Raw genomic sequence first — 16,093 nt, forward strand, 5'->3', positions numbered from 1 at the left:
GCATTAGCCTCGAACAGCATCGAACATGGCGACGATGTTCTCCGGCAGCACGCCCGCCAAGATGTTGTGGACTTGCTGGAAGACGAACCCGCCGCCCGGTTTCAATGTTCGGACTTGTTGCGCGGTATGGCGGCGCACATCGTCCGGCGTGCCGTAGAGCAATATGTGCTGCGTGTCGCAGCCCCCGCCCCAGAAGGTCATTTGGCCGCCGAAATCGCGCTTGAGTCCGTCGGCGCTCATGCCCGCGCACGAAATCTGCACCGGATTTATCGCATCGAGTCCGGCGTCGATCAGATCGGGCAGGAGTTCCCGCACGCCGCCGCAACAGTGCAGCATGACCTTGACGTTCGCGAGTTCCTTTGCGCGCGCCCACATGCGCTTGTGGCGCGGCTTGAAGTATTCACGGTACATGTCCGGTGAAATCTGGGGGCCGGACTGCATGCCGAGATCGTCGCCAAACAGGATTACGTCAATATAGGGGCCGACCGCGCCAAGGAATCGTTCAAGGTTCGCGAGGTGCATTTCGACGATCCGGTCGAGGAAGGTATGCACTTGTTCGGGGTCTTCCGCGAGCAACATCAGGAAGCGGTCGTTGCGCCAGAGGAACTGGCCCATTTCGAGCAGGTTGCCGCCGAACAGGCCGATGATGGCCTTGTCTGTCTTTGCGCGCAACTGCCGCGCGCCTTCGGCGAGTTTCTTGCCACCGTCCGGCCCGGCTACGAGCGGTCCCGGCGGCGAGGCGATCGCACACCACATGGATTCGGCCATCGCGCCCGGAATGTCGTCGAGGTTGGCACGGTCCAGATAGGGGTAGTACGTCTGCTCGAAGTACAGCGCGCCCGGCGGCATCGCCGCGATTTCACGGCCCGTTGCCGCGCGGATGACCCAGCGGTCCCCATCGCGTTCCGGCAGCGCCCACGCGGGCATCTGGCACGGCGTGCCGTCGGGCAGCGTCCAGTCGCGCCAGTCGTCGTCCGACAAGGCAAAACCGCGGCCCAATTCGATGGTGTCGGCGCCGAACCGGTCGAGCACGTCGTCGTCCACGATGGCCAGTTGCTGGATCGGGTCGTACACGCGAATCGTCTTCACGGGCAACCCAAGGTGTTTGCGCAGTCGCGCATAGGCGATGGCCGCGATCCCGCTCGACCGATGACCCGAGAAGTCTATCGGCACGCAATCCGGTTCGCGATGGTTCAATGACGTTAAGACACGTTCGCGCGAGGTCATGACCGTTTCCTCCCTGAATCCGCTTCAATCCGCTTTGATGCGCACGGTAACCATGCCGTACGGCGGCACGGACACGGCGCCCTCCAAGGGTTCAAGTTTCTTTTCATCAAGATTGCTCAACCACATCTTGGATTTTTTTGTCCCATGCCAAAGCAGCCGGGCTTCTTCGGGCCGGCCCGATGCGCCGTAGAGACGCACAATCAGATCCTTGCCGTCGTCCGCCGGTTTCAGCAGACTGGCCTGGACACCCGAAGGTTCGACGGTAAGCAGACTCGATATAACGTCCGGCGAGGACGCATCCGCGGGCGCGGCTAGCAAGGGTTGCGCATCTTCGACGCCCCATCGCGCGGCCTGGGCGGCATCGAAGAACGCGTGCGGGCGCAGGGCATAGCGGAATGCGGCGGTTCCGCCCTGGCTGGCCTTGTAGTTCGTCTCCCAGTAATTGTTCATCACGTACGCATAGAGCGTGGCCGACGGTTCCACGTGCTCCATCCAGCCGACCCGCGTCGGATCGCACGTGATGTCGCCGATTTCGATAAGCGGTGTATCGGGCATGGTCCACGTGACGCCGCATTGTTGGTTCGACACGTCCACCCACCGCTGCACGGTGAAATAGTTCTTGCATGCGCCCGCGGTCTGATCGGCTTCGGGCCGCACGACCGCCCACGGCGTATCCATGCGGACAACCGGATTCGGTACGCGGAACGGAAACGCGAAATGGACCGCCTCCTGCGTGTAGACGTCCTGCTTCTTGAGCGAGTTCACTATTTCGACGCAATCGAGTCCGGCGATAACGCGCACTTTGCGCGAAAGGGCGTCGCAGCCCGGCGCGGCGGATTCGATCAGCAACGACGCGACGAGCGGTCCCTTTTCCTTCACGGCGACCGTCGCGGCCTCGACGCGCCGGCGCGCGCCTTCGGCATTCGGATCGCGGCCCGCGACGTACACGTACTCGTTCAGGCCGGCCATTTTTTCGGTGTCCACGAGATCGCCTTCAATGCCCGCGTGGACGAGACTGCGAAGCGCGCCGGTCTTGTCGTCAACCGTCAACGTGAACGAGGCGGTGCGCAGGCCGTTTTCGACGGCTTCCGCAGCCTGTTCATGATAGGCCTCGCCCGCCACAATCCGGTATTTGTTCGCGCCGAACGGCGGCACATCCTTTGCCAGAAACGCAAGTTCCCCGGTCGAAAGCCGCTGCGAGGGCGTGGGCGCGTCGCCGGGACCGATGACCCGGTCGCCCGCCGCGCACTGTTCGCCGGACAGCGTTACCAAGCCGGTGCGCGGCCACGAACACGTGTTGTAGACGAGCCACGCGCCCGCGCCCCGCGGCCTGATCGCGGCATCGAGCAATGCGCGCGACTGCTTGTCCGCATCGAGCGCAAAGGCCTGTTTGACCGCCCATTGTTGTTTTACGAAATCGCACAACGGTTCGCTGATCGAGTTGTGCGCGCCCCATGTATGCTCGTCGTACAGGATGACATTGCGCCATGCCTCCTGAAAATCCTTCGGGACATATTCCTGCGGCGCGCGCATCGCGAACAGCGCCGACGCCTGTACGATCCGATCGGCCGCCGCGCGGTTCAAGACCGTCTCGACCGCCGACGACGCCGCGCCGTCTTCCCAGTACGGCGTGAAATCGCCTGAAACGGATGGCAGCCGGTCGCCATACGCGCGCTCGAACGCCTCGAAAAACTCGCGCGTCGTCGCGAGGATCAATTTTGGATAGGCATACCGTTTGTTCCAGTCGTTGACAATATCGGCCACGCGCGGATCGGGCGGACCGTTGTCGCCGCCGATGTTGTACCGGAACCATGCCATGTCGTAGGGGTAGCCTGCGTTTTCCAGGCGCGCGAGTTGGGCCAATACGCGCGATCCGTCGCCGAGGCCGCCGCCGTGGAATCCCGAATACGCCATGCCCGTCACCCAGCACAATACCTTTTCCTGTCCGGACGGCGACACCCAGTAGAACGGCCGGTCGCTCCATGCCGACAGCGTGAATCCAATGCGATGGCCCATGTTCGGCCCGATCGAGAAGTATTTGATCCCGCTCTGCGCGAGCACGGGAACGATACCCCACGTGTAACCCGGCACATCGCTGATCATCGCGGCTTCGATCGGCACGCCGTGGGTCTCGCGCATTCGCCGCGCATACCCCGTCAATTCGACGAGTTCCTCCGGACGGCACAACGCGGTCAATTCATTGCCGTAAAGCGCGTCGAGGCCGATCCAGCCCTTCTTGACGGCTTCCACGAAAGCTGCGCGCTTTTCCGGCGGCGCCTTGCGTAGGTAACTGTCCACCGCCCACATGACTTCCGAATTCCACCGGAACCGCGAGCCTTTCGGATGGTGGTCCGTCTTTTCGGCGAGATCCATCGCCATATCGAAATAATCGCACTGTTTCTGTTCGACCTCCGATTGCACATGCGTGTAGCCGATGTCCACGTGCGAGTGCGGCAGCAGGTAGACCTGCCACAGTCGGGCTGGTTGCACATGGGCGAGGCGCGTGCCCACGACGCCCGCGGCGGTCCGCGCCTCGATTTCGATATCGGCCGCGGCCGACACGTGCGGCACGAGCAGTTCCACCTTGTGGGCGCCTGGCGCCAGGGTCTGTTCGACAGGTTCGCCGCCTTTGGCGGCCAGTTGCACCGTCACTTCGCCGCCGAACACGCTTACGTTTTGCCGGATGATTTGAAACAGTCTGCCCTTCGATTCGACGCACAGCGGCGTTCCTTCCGCTTCGCCCAGAAACATCGTTTGCTCGATAGCCGTCATCTTCACGGATCCCCTTGTTTTCAATCCTAGCCAGTCATAGAGCAGCCAACTGCCCGCCACGGTGGTTATACACACCTCATTGTTTCCCTTTTTCAATACGGCCGCCGGAACGGGGATGTCGAGTTTGCATTCCTTGCCGAGATGCGGCGCATTCGCGATGGTGTCCGCCGAACCACCGGCCGACAGCGTGAATTCCGACTCTGAACCATTGACGGAAACGCGGATTTTCGGCGGATTGGCGCCGTGCGTGTCCACCAGGTCAATATGCAGAACAGCCGGCGCCGCGGGCGCGTCCCGCAGTCCGAAAACGACGCGGAACGTGTGCGACTGGCCTCCAGCCCAGCTGTCCTCCGGTCCCGGATGCACGTACGGCCAATGCGCTTCCGGCGTTGATTCCCCGGCCACATAAACCGGGTCCGCCGAATAGTTCGCATAATTGCCCGGCGCAAGCGCGAATTCGGCATAGGAATTGTCCGCCTTGCCGATCTTCCAGATCATGCCGGCGTGCGCGAACGCCGGACACAACAACAAGCCCATGATAAAAACGACCACAACGCCTCGTCTCAGTTCCGGCAATGAAACCATGTCGTTCGCTCCGTTATTTTGGGGTTGATTCCGTTGTTGGCGTTTCATCCGCGCTTTGGTGCGTGAAAAAGGGGATAGGGGGATATTTCTGGGAAATGGAGATGAACATTTTGTTGAAAACCAATCTTCGATGCAAGAACAGGGCCTACCGTCATTCTCTGAAGCATACACGCACCGTGTGAGGATAATTCAAACCTGCCCCGCATGGCCATTTTACCTTCGTCATCGGTATCGCGCTTCTCAAGGGTATGCCATCGGTTTCCACCCGGCGACGGGCTTCTTCGACGATGCGTCCACGATGCGAATTTGCACGCGCTGCGTCGCGGACACGACCGGCGTCAACGCCCCGGCGGCCTTCGCGCCCGCCAGCCGCGACACCGGAATCCGCTTGCCGCCCGGCAGATGGAATTCCGCTTCGGGATGCGCCGTGTACTCCACAAGAATCTCTCGATCCGAGATTTTCGGCACCAGGTTGTTGTGGCCGTCCGCCCATGCGTCGTTCGGATAAATGCGCCGCGGTTGCGCCGAAATGACCTGGCCAAGGTCCAGTTGTATCTGCGGCAGCACCCCATCTTCATTCAAGCGAGGGTCGAAGGCCTTTCCTTTGGGCAGCGCCAGGATGGCCTTGCGCCGCGTCTCCCATCGTAACGGATTCGACGCGACATTCCCCGCGCTGATGGCCGAAACAATCGTCAGTCCGGAGCGCGGCTCGATGCGAAGTCCCGCGATCGCCTTTTCCGGATGCGGGTTTTCCCACGCCCACAGCCAGTTGATCCACCGGAAGTTGTAACATCCCGCGACACGCGTCTGCGCCTGTCCCCAGCCCACCCACGGCGGCATCGGCGGTTGCTGCTCATGCGGCGGCCGCACCGGCATCGCCTTGTGATGCACGACCGACTGGAAACAGTTCTCGCCCCAGCATGGCCGCGAGAGCATCCCGATGTGATGCCGCCGCCGGATGGCGCACACGGTCTCCGAACCGTCCGCGTACCGGAACACATAGTCCGCGACGTGTTCGGCCAGCCGCCCGTATCCGCGCGAAGCCGTCAGCAGTCCGTCCCGGTTCCATTCGATCGGCTCGATATCCGTCGTGTGCATGAACACCAGCCAGCGCGTCTTGACGCGGGGCCATTCCGCCGACACCGCCGAATCGCGCGCCGCCAGCACGTCGCCGATCGCAAACGGCACGCCCCAGCCGACGCAATCGCCCGACGGCACGTGGGCGATGTTTTCTTTCAAGACCGGGCTGCACGCGCCCCGCGCCAAATCACCAAATGTCTTGTTGCCGGAGAATCGAACCGGCGTAAAACGCCGTGAATGCGGCCCATCCCGATATGCGCCCATGGCTTGCTCCTCCTTGGTTGCGTGCGCATCCAACTTACACCCTTTGCCTTCCCATTGACAAAATCATACCTCTTTTTTCCCTAACGCGGATCAGCCGCAATGCATCAATCAAGGGCATGATTTCTTTGTCCGCAACTTCTGTGCAACACACACAGAAGTTGCGGACAAAGAAATCAAAGCGGCGTAGCCACAAGGCCTCCATCAATAAAGCGATTACGAAAATGATTACGATCGCCAACATCCCGGGAAGTCGCTATCGGATTTTGGAGACGTGGATCGCATGCGTTCCGGTTAGTCCGGTTGAAGATTTTGTCCGACTTCTGTACTGTAAGCGACATTCTTTTCGTTTTTTTCCCAAAAGTACGGAGGCATGGTTATGCGTCTTGGCGGGCCGGTGTTCGGCGATTGTTCGGATCCGCGCCGGTGGGTTGCGGCATTGAAATCGTGCGGATACCGCGCCGCATATTGTCCGGTGGACAACAAGGCGGACGATGCGGCGGTACGGGCATTTGCGGACGCGGCTCACGCGGCGGACATTGTTATTGCCGAGGTGGGCGCGTGGAGCAATCCGATGTCCCCTGACGAAAAAACGGCCCGGGAAGCGTTGGCGCATTGCCAGGCGCAATTGGCGCTGGCGGATCGCATCGGCGCGCGGTGTTGCGTGAACATTTCGGGATCGTGCGGTGCACAATGGGACGGACCCGATCCGAGGAACCTGACGCGGGAGACTTTCGACCGTATTGTCGAGGTAACGCGGGCCATCATTGACGCGGTGAACCCTTCCCGGACATATTACACGCTCGAAACGATGCCGTGGATGTATCCGGATTCGGCGGAGTCGTATGTGGCGTTGCTGAAGGCCATCGATCGTCCGCGTTTCGCGGTCCATCTCGACCCGGCGAATTTGCTTTGCAGCCCGCAACGATATTTCGGGAATGCGGACTTGATTCGCGAGTGTTTTGACAAGTTGGGTCCGCATATCCGCAGTTGCCATGCCAAGGACATTGCGCTGGCGCCGCGGTTGACCACACATCTCGACGAGGTTCGGCCGGGACTGGGCGGGCTTGACTACGCGGTCTTTCTGCGGGAACTGGACAAACGGGATGCGGACATTCCCCTGATGCTCGAACACCTCCAGACGGCCGAAGAATACATCCAGGCGGCGGAACATATACGGAAAACGGCTTGGTCCATCGGGACGACATGTTGAGGCAGGCGATTACATGATTTTTTGGCTTTATGCGGGATTTATCGCGTTTGTTCTGAGCGCGCTGGCGATCGATCTCGGCGTGTTCAACCGCAAGGATCGCGACGTGCGCACCCGCGAGGCATTCGCGTGGTGCGGTGTATGGGTGTCGTTGTCGCTGCTGTTCGCCATCGGTGTCTACTGGATGTACGAGACGAAATGGCTCGGCATGGGGACCGCGGAACACATGACGGGACGCCAGGCCGCGATCCAATTCGTTACCGCGTATCTCATCGAGTACTCGCTGAGCATAGACAACATGATCGTGTTCGCGATCGTCTTTGCTTTTTTCCGCGTGCCTAAACACTACCAGCACCGCGTCCTGGTATGGGGCATTCTGGGCGCGTTGATTATGCGCGGCGCCATGATTGCGGCCGGCGTGACACTGATCAAACATTTTGAATGGGTTTCTTATGTATTCGGCGCATTGCTGCTGCTGACCGCGGTGAAAATGTCGTTCTCCGAGGGGGAAGTGCACCCCGAAAATAACATCCTGCTTCGCATGGCGCGGCGGTTCTATCCGGTCACGTCGGAATTCCACGGCAATCGCTTTTTCACGCGCATGAACGGCCGCGGCGCGGCGACGCCGCTTTTCCTGGTGCTGCTTGTCATCGAAAGTTCCGATGTGATGTTCGCCATAGATTCGATTCCGGCGGTGATAGCGGTTACGCGGGAGCCGTTCCTTGTGTTCACGTCGAATGTGTTCGCCATCCTGGGCTTGCGCGCGCTCTACTTCGCGCTGGCGGGCATGACGGATCGTTTCCGATATCTGAAACCGTGTCTGATTGTGCTGCTGGGATTCGTCGGCGCGAAAATGATCGCGGAACCCTTCTTTCACGTCTCGACGCCGGTGTCGTTCGGCATTATCGTCGCGATAGTGGGTATCGGCATCGGCGCCTCGATGATTCCCCGGAAGGAGGCGGTGTGAACATCCCTTTTTTTCGCGGGGCCCGGAAACTCATCATACTCGTCGTGGGCGCCAGCGTCATCGTGGTCGGCGTCGTCATGCTCGTCGTTCCCGGACCGGGAACGGTTGTCATCCCGGCGGGGCTGGCCATCCTCGCGACGGAATTTATCTGGGCCCGGCGGCTGCTCAAACGCATGAAAAAGGCGGCGATTGACGCCGTCAATTCGATTACCGGCGCCAACGGAAACCCGCCGGAAGAGAAATAACGCGACGCAGCCGCCGTGATCCGGTCGGTGCAGCGTTTCCGCTATGCGCTGAACCAGAGGGTGTTCTCGCCCAGCAGATCCTCGACTTTTTTCCGCAGGGCCGGGGTGGCGGCCACGCGACATACCCCGTTCGCCGCCACGATGACTTCGCTATGGTCGGGCCTAATGCAATGCAGTTGCACCTCGCAGGGGCCGGGGATGTCGCCCAGCAGTTTCGCAAGGCGTTCTATCAGCGACTCTTCGAGTCCTGCGGTGCGCAGGCGGATGTGCGCCACGCGCGCAAGGCGTTTCTCGGCATCCTCGATGCGAATCACATCCGATGCAATCAGGCCGGCGGTGTTGTTGCGAAAGTTGACGCGCGCCGGAATCATGACGACCATGTCGGGCGCCAGCAGTCCGGCGCATTGTTCGTAGGTGTCGGAAAAGACGGTAATCTCGCACGGTCCTTCGAGCGTGTCAAGGGTAATGAACGCCATTTTTTGTCCGCGTGACGTGATATGTTGCTTGGCAAGGGTAATGATTCCACCCACAACAACCTCCTGGCCCTCGCGGAGTTGCGGCAGATCGGCGATATGCACGGTCGTGAAGCGCCGCAGGACGTCCTTATGTCGAGCCAGGGGGTGACTGCTCACATACAGGCCGAGCGTTTCCTTTTCGAACGCGAGAATTTCCGCCTCGGGCCATTCGTCGAGCGCCGGTTTGTGATGAATCACCGGGGCGGATCCGGCCTCTTCCATAAGGTCGAACAAAGACGTCTGGCCGGCGTCGCGTTCACGCTGGGCGATTTGTCCTTCTTCGAGCGCCGCGTCTATTACGGCTTCGACCTGTCGGCGATTCCAGCCCGTGCTCACGAAGGCCCCCGCCTTGTTCATGCTTTCGATAAGACGGCGGTTGACGCCTTTTGTGCCCATCCGGCAGCAGAAATCGAAGATGTCGGAAAAGACACCCTTGGTGTTGCGCTCCTTGAACACGGTTTCGGCAAACGCCGAACCGACATTCTTGATCGCGCCCAAACCGAACCGGATACGGCTGCCTTCCACGGTGAAATCGCCACCGCTGTTGTTGATGTCCGGAGGCAGCACGTCGAAGCCCATCTGACGGCATTCCTCCACATACAGGGCGACCTTGTCCATGTCGCCGGCTTCGCTGGACAGCAGCGCCGCCATGAATTCGACCGGATAGTTCGCTTTCAGGTACGCGGTCTGGTATGCCACGAATGCATACGCCATGCTGTGCGACTTGTTGAAGGCATATCCGGCAAATAGTTCGATCTTCGTGAATACGGCATCGGCAAGTTTCTCGTCAACACCGTTGGCCACGGCGCCCTCGACAAACTGCTTTCGCTGCCGGGCCATGAGTTCCGCGTCTTTCTTGCCCATTGCGCGCCGCATTATGTCGGCTTGGCCCAGCGAGAAGCCGGCCAAGGCGCGAACGATGTGCATGACCTGTTCCTGGTACAGCATGACCCCGTACGTTTCTTTCAGAATCGGCTCCAACATCGGATGGTCGTAGACGATTTTGGATGCATTGTGTTTCGACTCGACGTACTGGTCTATGAACTGCATCGGACCGGGGCGGTATAGGGCGACCAACGCGCAGATTTCCTCGATGCTTTCGAGACCGATGCGTTTTGACAAGTCGCGCATGCCCGAACTTTCGAGTTGAAACACGCCCGTCGTGCGACCGCTCCGGAGCAACTCATAGGTCTTTGCGTCGTCGAGTGGAATGTCGTCCATGTCCAGGTTGACGCCGTGGTTTTCACGGATCAACTTGACGGCGTCGGCGATGACCGTCAGCGTGCGCAGGCCGAGCAAATCCATCTTGAGCAGGCCGATTTTTTCGACGCATTTCATTTCGGCCTGTGTGGCGACCACATCCCCGGTGGGGGCCTTGAACAGGGCCACGTGATTGGTGAGCGGCTCGTCGCAAATGACCACGCCCGCGGCATGCGTGCCGCAATTGCCGATGATGCCCTCGAGACGCGTCGCCAGATGCCACAGGCGCGCGATTTGCGGTTCCTCGGCGACGCGCCGCTTGAGTTCGGGCTCCTTTTGCATCGCGTCCTTGAGTTTGATGTTGAGTTCGTCCGGAATCAGTTTCGCGATGGAATCCACTTCCGTGTAGGACATGCCCATTACGCGGCCCACGTTGCGGATGGCCTGCCGCGCGAGCATCCGGCCGAAGGTAATGATCTGGCTGACGTTGTCCGCCCCATATTTTTGGTGGACGTATTCGATGACTTCCTCACGGCGGCGGTAGCAAAAATCGAGATCGAAATCCGGCATCGAGACACGGTCGGGATTCAAAAAGCGCTCGAAGAGCAGGTTGTATCGAATCGGATCGAGATTCGTGATGCGCAGCGCATAGGCGACCAGGCTGCCCGCGCCTGAGCCGCGTCCCGGACCGACGGGAATGCCTTTGCCGCGCGCAAAATTTATCAAATCCCAGACGACGAGGAAGTAGTCAACGAATTGCATCTTTTCGATGACACCCAACTCGTATTCGGCCCGCTCGACATGTTCGGGCCCCGGATTGCCATGGTAACGGTCCGAAAGCCCAAGGGCGACCAATTGGCGAAGATAGACCTCCTTCGATAGGCCTTCCGGCGGCCGGTACTTCGGAACCAGTTGCTGTCCAAGCGGGATTGTGAGATTGCAGCGCGCCGCAACCGCCTCGGTGTTGGCGACCGCCTCCGGCCATTCCGCAAATTTTTCGCGCATCTCGTCCGGACTGCAGAAATGAAACTCATTCGTGGGAAACTTGAAATGGTTTTCATCCGAAAGCACGGTTTGGGTTTGGATGCACAGGAGAACCTGGTGGGCCTCGGCGTCCTGTTTGTCGAGGTAGTGGCTGTCGTTTGTCGCCACGATTTGCAATCCATACTTGCGCGCCAGTTCGACCAGGATCGGATTCACGCGCCGTTCTTCCGGCATGCCGTGATCCATCAGTTCGATGTAGAAATTCTCGCGACCGTAGATACGAATGTATTTTTCGATGGCCGCTTTGGCCTTGTCCATTTCATCGCGTTGGATGTAGTGGGGTATTTCGCCGCCGAGACACGCGCTCATCGCTATCAGGCCGCGGTTGTACCGCGTCAGCAGTTCCTCATCCACGCGCGGGCGGTAATGATGGCCCTCGAGATATCCGAGCGTGCTCAACTGGCAGAGGTTGTGGTATCCCTCCTCGTTTTCGCAAAGCAGGAGAAGATGAAAATAGGACTCGCTTTGGGATCGGGCGCGCTTGTCGAAACGGCTTCCCCGCGCCAGATACAGTTCGGACCCGATAATCGGCTTGATGCCCGCCTTCTGGGCGGCCGTGTAAAAATCCACCGCGCCGAACAGCGATCCGTGATCCGTTATCGCGCATGCGTGCATGCCGAAATCGGCGCAGCGTTGAAGCATTTCGCCGATTTTGGTCGCGCCGTCAAGGACGCTGTAATCCGTGTGCACGTGAAGATGGACAAACCCCGCGCTCATCACGGCGCCTCGCGGACAAAAGGTCTGACGTGGTTATCGCCCACAACCCAATTTCTCTTCGTGCTCGTCATTGTGCTCGTCATCGTGCCCGTCTTCGCGTTCAAAACCCCGCGATTTCCGTACTCGCCAAATCATGGACCTTCAATTGGTTTCACAAATGGTCCACGATTTTCTTGTTGTTTTTTATAGAAGCCGGATTTTAAGGTAATAAACCCCACCGCGAGAAACCGAACCACCGGTGAAAGCCCGATCCAAATGCCGGAATAACCCCGGGGTTCGTTTCCCGTCCAAGAGAATCCCAAATCCGCTGACCGACAAATCATTGTACCCGTTCCAGTATCATCCGCAAGGCGGTTTCCGCGGTGGCGCGCTTGATTTCCTTGCGCGCCCCCGTGAACACATGCCGCCGGATTTCCGTGCCGTCCGGTCCTGCCACCGCCACATAGACGAGGCCGACCGGTTTGTCGGGCGTTCCGCCCGATGGACCGGCGATGCCCGTGCAGGCCACGGCGTAGTCCGCGCCGAAACGATTCCGGGCGCCTTCCGCCATCTCCCGCGCCACCGGCTCGCTCACCGCGCCGTGTGCCTCGATCGTGGCCCGCGCGACGCCTAGAAGCGCGGTCTTCGCCGTATTTGCATAGGCGACCACGCCACCCAAAAAAAAGGCCGACGACCCCGGTACATTGGTCAACACATGCGCAATCAGGCCGCCCGAACACGATTCCGCCGTGGCCAGCGTCGCGCCGCGGGCCAGAAGCCGGTGGGCTGTCTGCTCTTCGAGACTCGGGGCTTGATCGTCCATGGTTCACCGCCGGTTCCGTGGATGCTTTCTTGCGCCGGAAAGCAATCCTACCATAGCACTCGCCCGAAGGTTCCGGCAAATTATCGGCCACGGGCGAAAGTCCCTTCGCCGCGCCCGCCTTCCATTTGAGAATCGGTCCGGGGAAGGGCTAGGCTATCCGCGGTAGATGTTGGTGTCCAGGAATACTTGAATGAAACGTTGCCACAAATGCGGCGCGGAATGGGTGAGCGACAAGCGGCAGCCGGGCGTGAAAGAGGTTTGCGCGCGCTGCAACGCCTATCTGCATTGCTGCAAAAACTGCCGCCATCGAGACCCGGCCAAACACAACGAATGCCGGATCCCGAACACTGAATGGGTGGGCGACCGCGCGGGTTGCAATTTCTGCGACGAGTTTGAGTTCAAGGATTCGGATGTGGAAGCCGGGCGCGACGCGGGAAATTTGGCCAAGGCGCGCAGTGCGTTGGATGAATTGTTCGGGGGGGACATAACAAAACAGGCCGAAGGCCGCGATGCCTTCGACAAACTCTTCGGGGATTCAACATGAACCCATTGCCCAAAGAAAAGCCGAAAGCCCCTCTGCCGCCAAGGCCATCGTCTTCCCTTCCGCCATATAAACAACCCCCATCGCGGACTCTTCGCGGCGGTGTTTCCGGGGATCGGCCCCTATGACCCGGCGGATGTTGGTGGTTGACGACAAGGAAAGCGTGCGGAGCATGCTGTCGTCGGCTTTTCAGGCGCGCGGTTTTATCGTCGAGGAGGCCTCGAACGGACTCGATGCTATTGAGGCGATCCGGCAGAATCCATTCGAGGTGGTGATTACCGATCTCAGCATGCCCGGCGAGAACGGCATTGCCGTGCTGCGCGCGGCGCGGGAAGCCTCGCCGGATACCGTTGTCGTCATGATCACGGCATTCGGCACGATTGACATTGCCGTGGAGGCGATGCGGCTCGGCGCCGCCGATTTCATCACGAAGCCGTTCAAGATCTCCGAAATCGAACGAAAAGTGGATCAGTACCTCGCGACGCGCCGGGAGGAGCCCGCGCAGTCCGCCAAGACGTGGATGCACCCCAGCGTCCAGCACATGGTGGGCACGAGCGCGCACACGAAACAGTTGCTCAAGATGATCCAGCGCATCGGGCCGAGCCGAAGCGCCGTGCTCATCGTCGGACCCACCGGCACCGGCAAGGAACTGGTCGCCCGCGCCATCCACGATTCGAGTCCCCGGCACGACAAGCCCTTCGTTGCGCTGAACTGCGCCGCGCTCGCCCCCGGCATCCTCGAAAGCGAACTGTTCGGACACGAAAAGGGCGCATTCACCGGCGCGCACGAACGACGCATCGGACGCTTCGAGCGCGCGCACACCGGCACGTTGTTCCTCGACGAAGTGGGGGAGATTGACCCGCAAATCCAAACGAAACTGCTCCGCGTGCTCCAAGAAAACGAATTCGAGCGCGTCGGCGGCATGCAGCCCATTTCCGTGGACGTCCGCATCATCGCCGCGACCAACCGCGACCTGTCGCAGGCCATTCAAGAAGGCCGTTTCCGCGAGGATTTCTATTACCGGCTTAACGTGTTTTCGCTGCACATCGAACCGTTGCGCAACCGGCGCGACGACATCCCCGCCCTCGTGGACCATTTCCTGCGCAAGTTCAGCGTGGAACTCGGCAAAAATCTGACGGGCGTGGACGACGACGTGATGGCGTTTTTCCTGCGGTATCCCTGGCCCGGCAACATCCGGGAACTCGAAAACCTCCTCGAACGCGCGGCCGTCCTTGCCGAGGAATCCATCATCACGATCGATGAACTTCCCCAGGAACTCCTCGGCGTGGCCGATTCAGCGCCCGCCATACCCGCGCCTCCCGCGCCGGAACGCGCCTCGATCATCGAACGCACCGAGGAACTCGAATGCGAACTCATCCGCGGCGCACTCGAACGGTTCCACTGGAACAAAACCAAGGCCGCCGATCACCTCGGACTCAAACGCACCACGCTCCAATACAAGATCAAGCGCTACGGGCTGGAATAGATCGCCCGTCAACATTCAATACATGACATTTCGGCGAAGTCTTGACCAGTAAGGAGAACGACATGATTCCAGGAAAAAAAGCATGGCTCGTTTCGGCCTCTCTGATTGCCTGTTGCGCCGCCGCGTTGGCCGCACGGCCGGAGGATCCCGTCACGGAAACGGAACCGCTGCCGTTTGTCGAGGGGTCCTTCACCATTGCCGTCATGCCCGACACGCAGGGGTATGCGGAGTATTTCCCCGAGATTTTCGAGGCGCAGACGCGCTGGATCGCGGAGAATGCCAAAAAGCGCAACATTGTGTTCGTCCTACATCTGGGGGACATCACGGACGACAACAACGAGGCGCAATGGACCGTGGCAAAGAATGCGATGAGCACGCTCGACGGCGTCGTGCCCTACGCGATGTGCCTGGGCAACCACGACCTCGGCCCGGACGGTTCGACCGCCACGCGGGAAACGCTGTTCAATGCCCATTTTCCCCTTGCAAAATACAAGGGATTGCCCACGTTCGGCGGGGTGTTCGACGGCGAACCGGACCGGCTGGACAACAGCTGCCACCTGTTCAGCGCCGGCGGACGCGATTTCGTTGTCCTGGCGCTGGAATTCGCCCCGCGCGACGTCGTGGTGGAATGGGCCAACCGCATGTTGAAGGAGCATGCGGACCGTTGGGCGATACTCATCACGCATGCCTACCTCTACTCCGACGACACCCGCTACGACTGGGCCGCCAAAGGGCCCAAACAGATGTGGAATCCACACGCCTATCGCGCCGCGAAGGAACCCGGCCAAGGCAACGACGGCGAGGAATTGTGGACCAAACTGGTGTCCAACCACCCAAAGATGCTTTTCGTCATCAACGGGCATGTGTTGAACGACGGACTCGGCAGGCTGGAAAGCGTCGGCAAAGCGGGCAACACGGTCCACCAGATGCTGGTGAATTTCCAGATGAAAGCGAAACTGGGCGGCGGTTTCCTGCGCCTCATGGAATTCCTGCCCGATGGACGAACGGTGCATGTGAAGGACTACTCGCCCGTGTCGGATCGTTACAAGGACGGCCCCGACAATATCCTCACGCTCAAGATCCCCGCGCCGTAATGCCGGCGGGCGCCATGACGTCATGGAAAACCGACTGTACCGAACTGACGTGGGCGTTGCCCACAACCCAGTTTCTCTTCGTGCCCGTCATCGTGCTCGCACTGAAAACTCGCTATTTTCGCACTCGTTAAATCATGGAACTTCAATTGGTTGCACAAATCGCCCAAGACTTTCTTGTTGTTTTTTATGAAGCCTGATTTCTTGAGAGTAGCGAGTTCTTGAGACAAAAGGCTGAGAATTTCCACGAAGATTGGCATTTCCGGGCCATTTCATGTCGGATCAAGCAACGGGATCTTGTGTTGAAATTGAAAATGGCCGCTTGGTAGCGCCGATTTCCAAATCGGCAT

General features: G+C 60.0%; 11 protein-coding genes. 6 read left to right on the plus strand and 5 right to left on the minus strand.

Annotation, left to right across the window (positions count from 1 at the left end):
- Nucleotides 1-3: 3 nt before the first annotated feature.
- From P5540_15585 to P5540_15595, 3 genes are all read right to left on the minus strand, one after another.
- On the minus strand, nucleotides 4-1,227 hold the full coding sequence (locus P5540_15585) for a uroporphyrinogen decarboxylase family protein (GenBank protein HRT66239.1): 1,224 nt from the start codon (nucleotides 1,225-1,227) through the stop codon (nucleotides 4-6).
- A 24-nt stretch (nucleotides 1,228-1,251) separates the two neighbouring features.
- The gene (locus P5540_15590) at nucleotides 1,252-4,584 is read right to left on the minus strand and encodes a polysaccharide lyase family protein (GenBank protein ID HRT66240.1); all 3,333 of its coding nucleotides are present in this window, start codon (nucleotides 4,582-4,584) and stop codon (nucleotides 1,252-1,254) included.
- 240 nt (nucleotides 4,585-4,824) lie between these two features.
- Nucleotides 4,825-5,928, minus strand: coding sequence for a hypothetical protein (locus P5540_15595; protein HRT66241.1), 1,104 nt, complete (start codon nucleotides 5,926-5,928; stop codon nucleotides 4,825-4,827).
- A 376-nt stretch (nucleotides 5,929-6,304) separates the two neighbouring features.
- On the opposite strand from P5540_15595, the gene P5540_15600 reads away from it, so the two are divergent.
- Genes P5540_15600 through P5540_15610 form a run of 3 tightly spaced genes read left to right on the plus strand, consistent with a single transcriptional unit; the run spans nucleotide 6,305 to nucleotide 8,347 of the window.
- The gene (locus tag P5540_15600; GenBank protein HRT66242.1) at nucleotides 6,305-7,138 is read left to right on the plus strand and encodes a TIM barrel protein; all 834 of its coding nucleotides are present in this window, start codon (nucleotides 6,305-6,307) and stop codon (nucleotides 7,136-7,138) included.
- A 13-nt stretch (nucleotides 7,139-7,151) separates the two neighbouring features.
- A complete protein-coding gene (locus tag P5540_15605) occupies nucleotides 7,152-8,102 on the plus strand; it encodes a TerC family protein (protein ID HRT66243.1) in 951 nt (316 codons plus the stop codon).
- Nucleotides 8,099-8,347 (plus strand): PGPGW domain-containing protein, encoded by a 249-nt coding sequence (locus P5540_15610; protein HRT66244.1) that lies wholly within the window; start codon nucleotides 8,099-8,101, stop codon nucleotides 8,345-8,347. Before P5540_15605 ends, P5540_15610 begins: the two co-directional genes overlap by 4 nt.
- A 41-nt stretch (nucleotides 8,348-8,388) precedes the next feature.
- On the opposite strand, the gene dnaE is transcribed toward P5540_15610, so the two are convergent.
- On the minus strand, nucleotides 8,389-11,823 hold the full coding sequence (gene dnaE / locus P5540_15615; GenBank protein ID HRT66245.1) for a DNA polymerase III subunit alpha: 3,435 nt from the start codon (nucleotides 11,821-11,823) through the stop codon (nucleotides 8,389-8,391).
- 319 nt (nucleotides 11,824-12,142) lie between these two features.
- On the minus strand, nucleotides 12,143-12,625 hold the full coding sequence (locus tag P5540_15620; GenBank protein HRT66246.1) for a CinA family protein: 483 nt from the start codon (nucleotides 12,623-12,625) through the stop codon (nucleotides 12,143-12,145).
- Between the two features lie 190 nt (nucleotides 12,626-12,815).
- On the opposite strand from P5540_15620, the gene P5540_15625 reads away from it, so the two are divergent.
- The 3 genes from P5540_15625 to P5540_15635 all read left to right on the plus strand — a co-directional run bounded on the left by P5540_15625 (nucleotide 12,816) and on the right by P5540_15635 (nucleotide 15,746).
- Nucleotides 12,816-13,169: a hypothetical protein gene (locus P5540_15625; protein ID HRT66247.1), complete on the plus strand. Its 354-nt coding sequence runs from the start codon at nucleotides 12,816-12,818 to the stop codon at nucleotides 13,167-13,169.
- Between the two features lie 121 nt (nucleotides 13,170-13,290).
- A complete protein-coding gene (locus tag P5540_15630) occupies nucleotides 13,291-14,652 on the plus strand; it encodes a sigma-54 dependent transcriptional regulator (GenBank protein HRT66248.1) in 1,362 nt (453 codons plus the stop codon).
- Nucleotides 14,653-14,714: 62 nt separating this feature from the next.
- Nucleotides 14,715-15,746 (plus strand): metallophosphoesterase, encoded by a 1,032-nt coding sequence (locus P5540_15635; protein ID HRT66249.1) that lies wholly within the window; start codon nucleotides 14,715-14,717, stop codon nucleotides 15,744-15,746.
- The last annotated feature ends 347 nt before the right edge of the window (nucleotides 15,747-16,093 follow it).

The organism is Candidatus Hydrogenedentota bacterium (assembly GCA_035450225.1).
Lineage (GTDB): Bacteria > Hydrogenedentota > Hydrogenedentia > Hydrogenedentales > SLHB01 > DSVR01.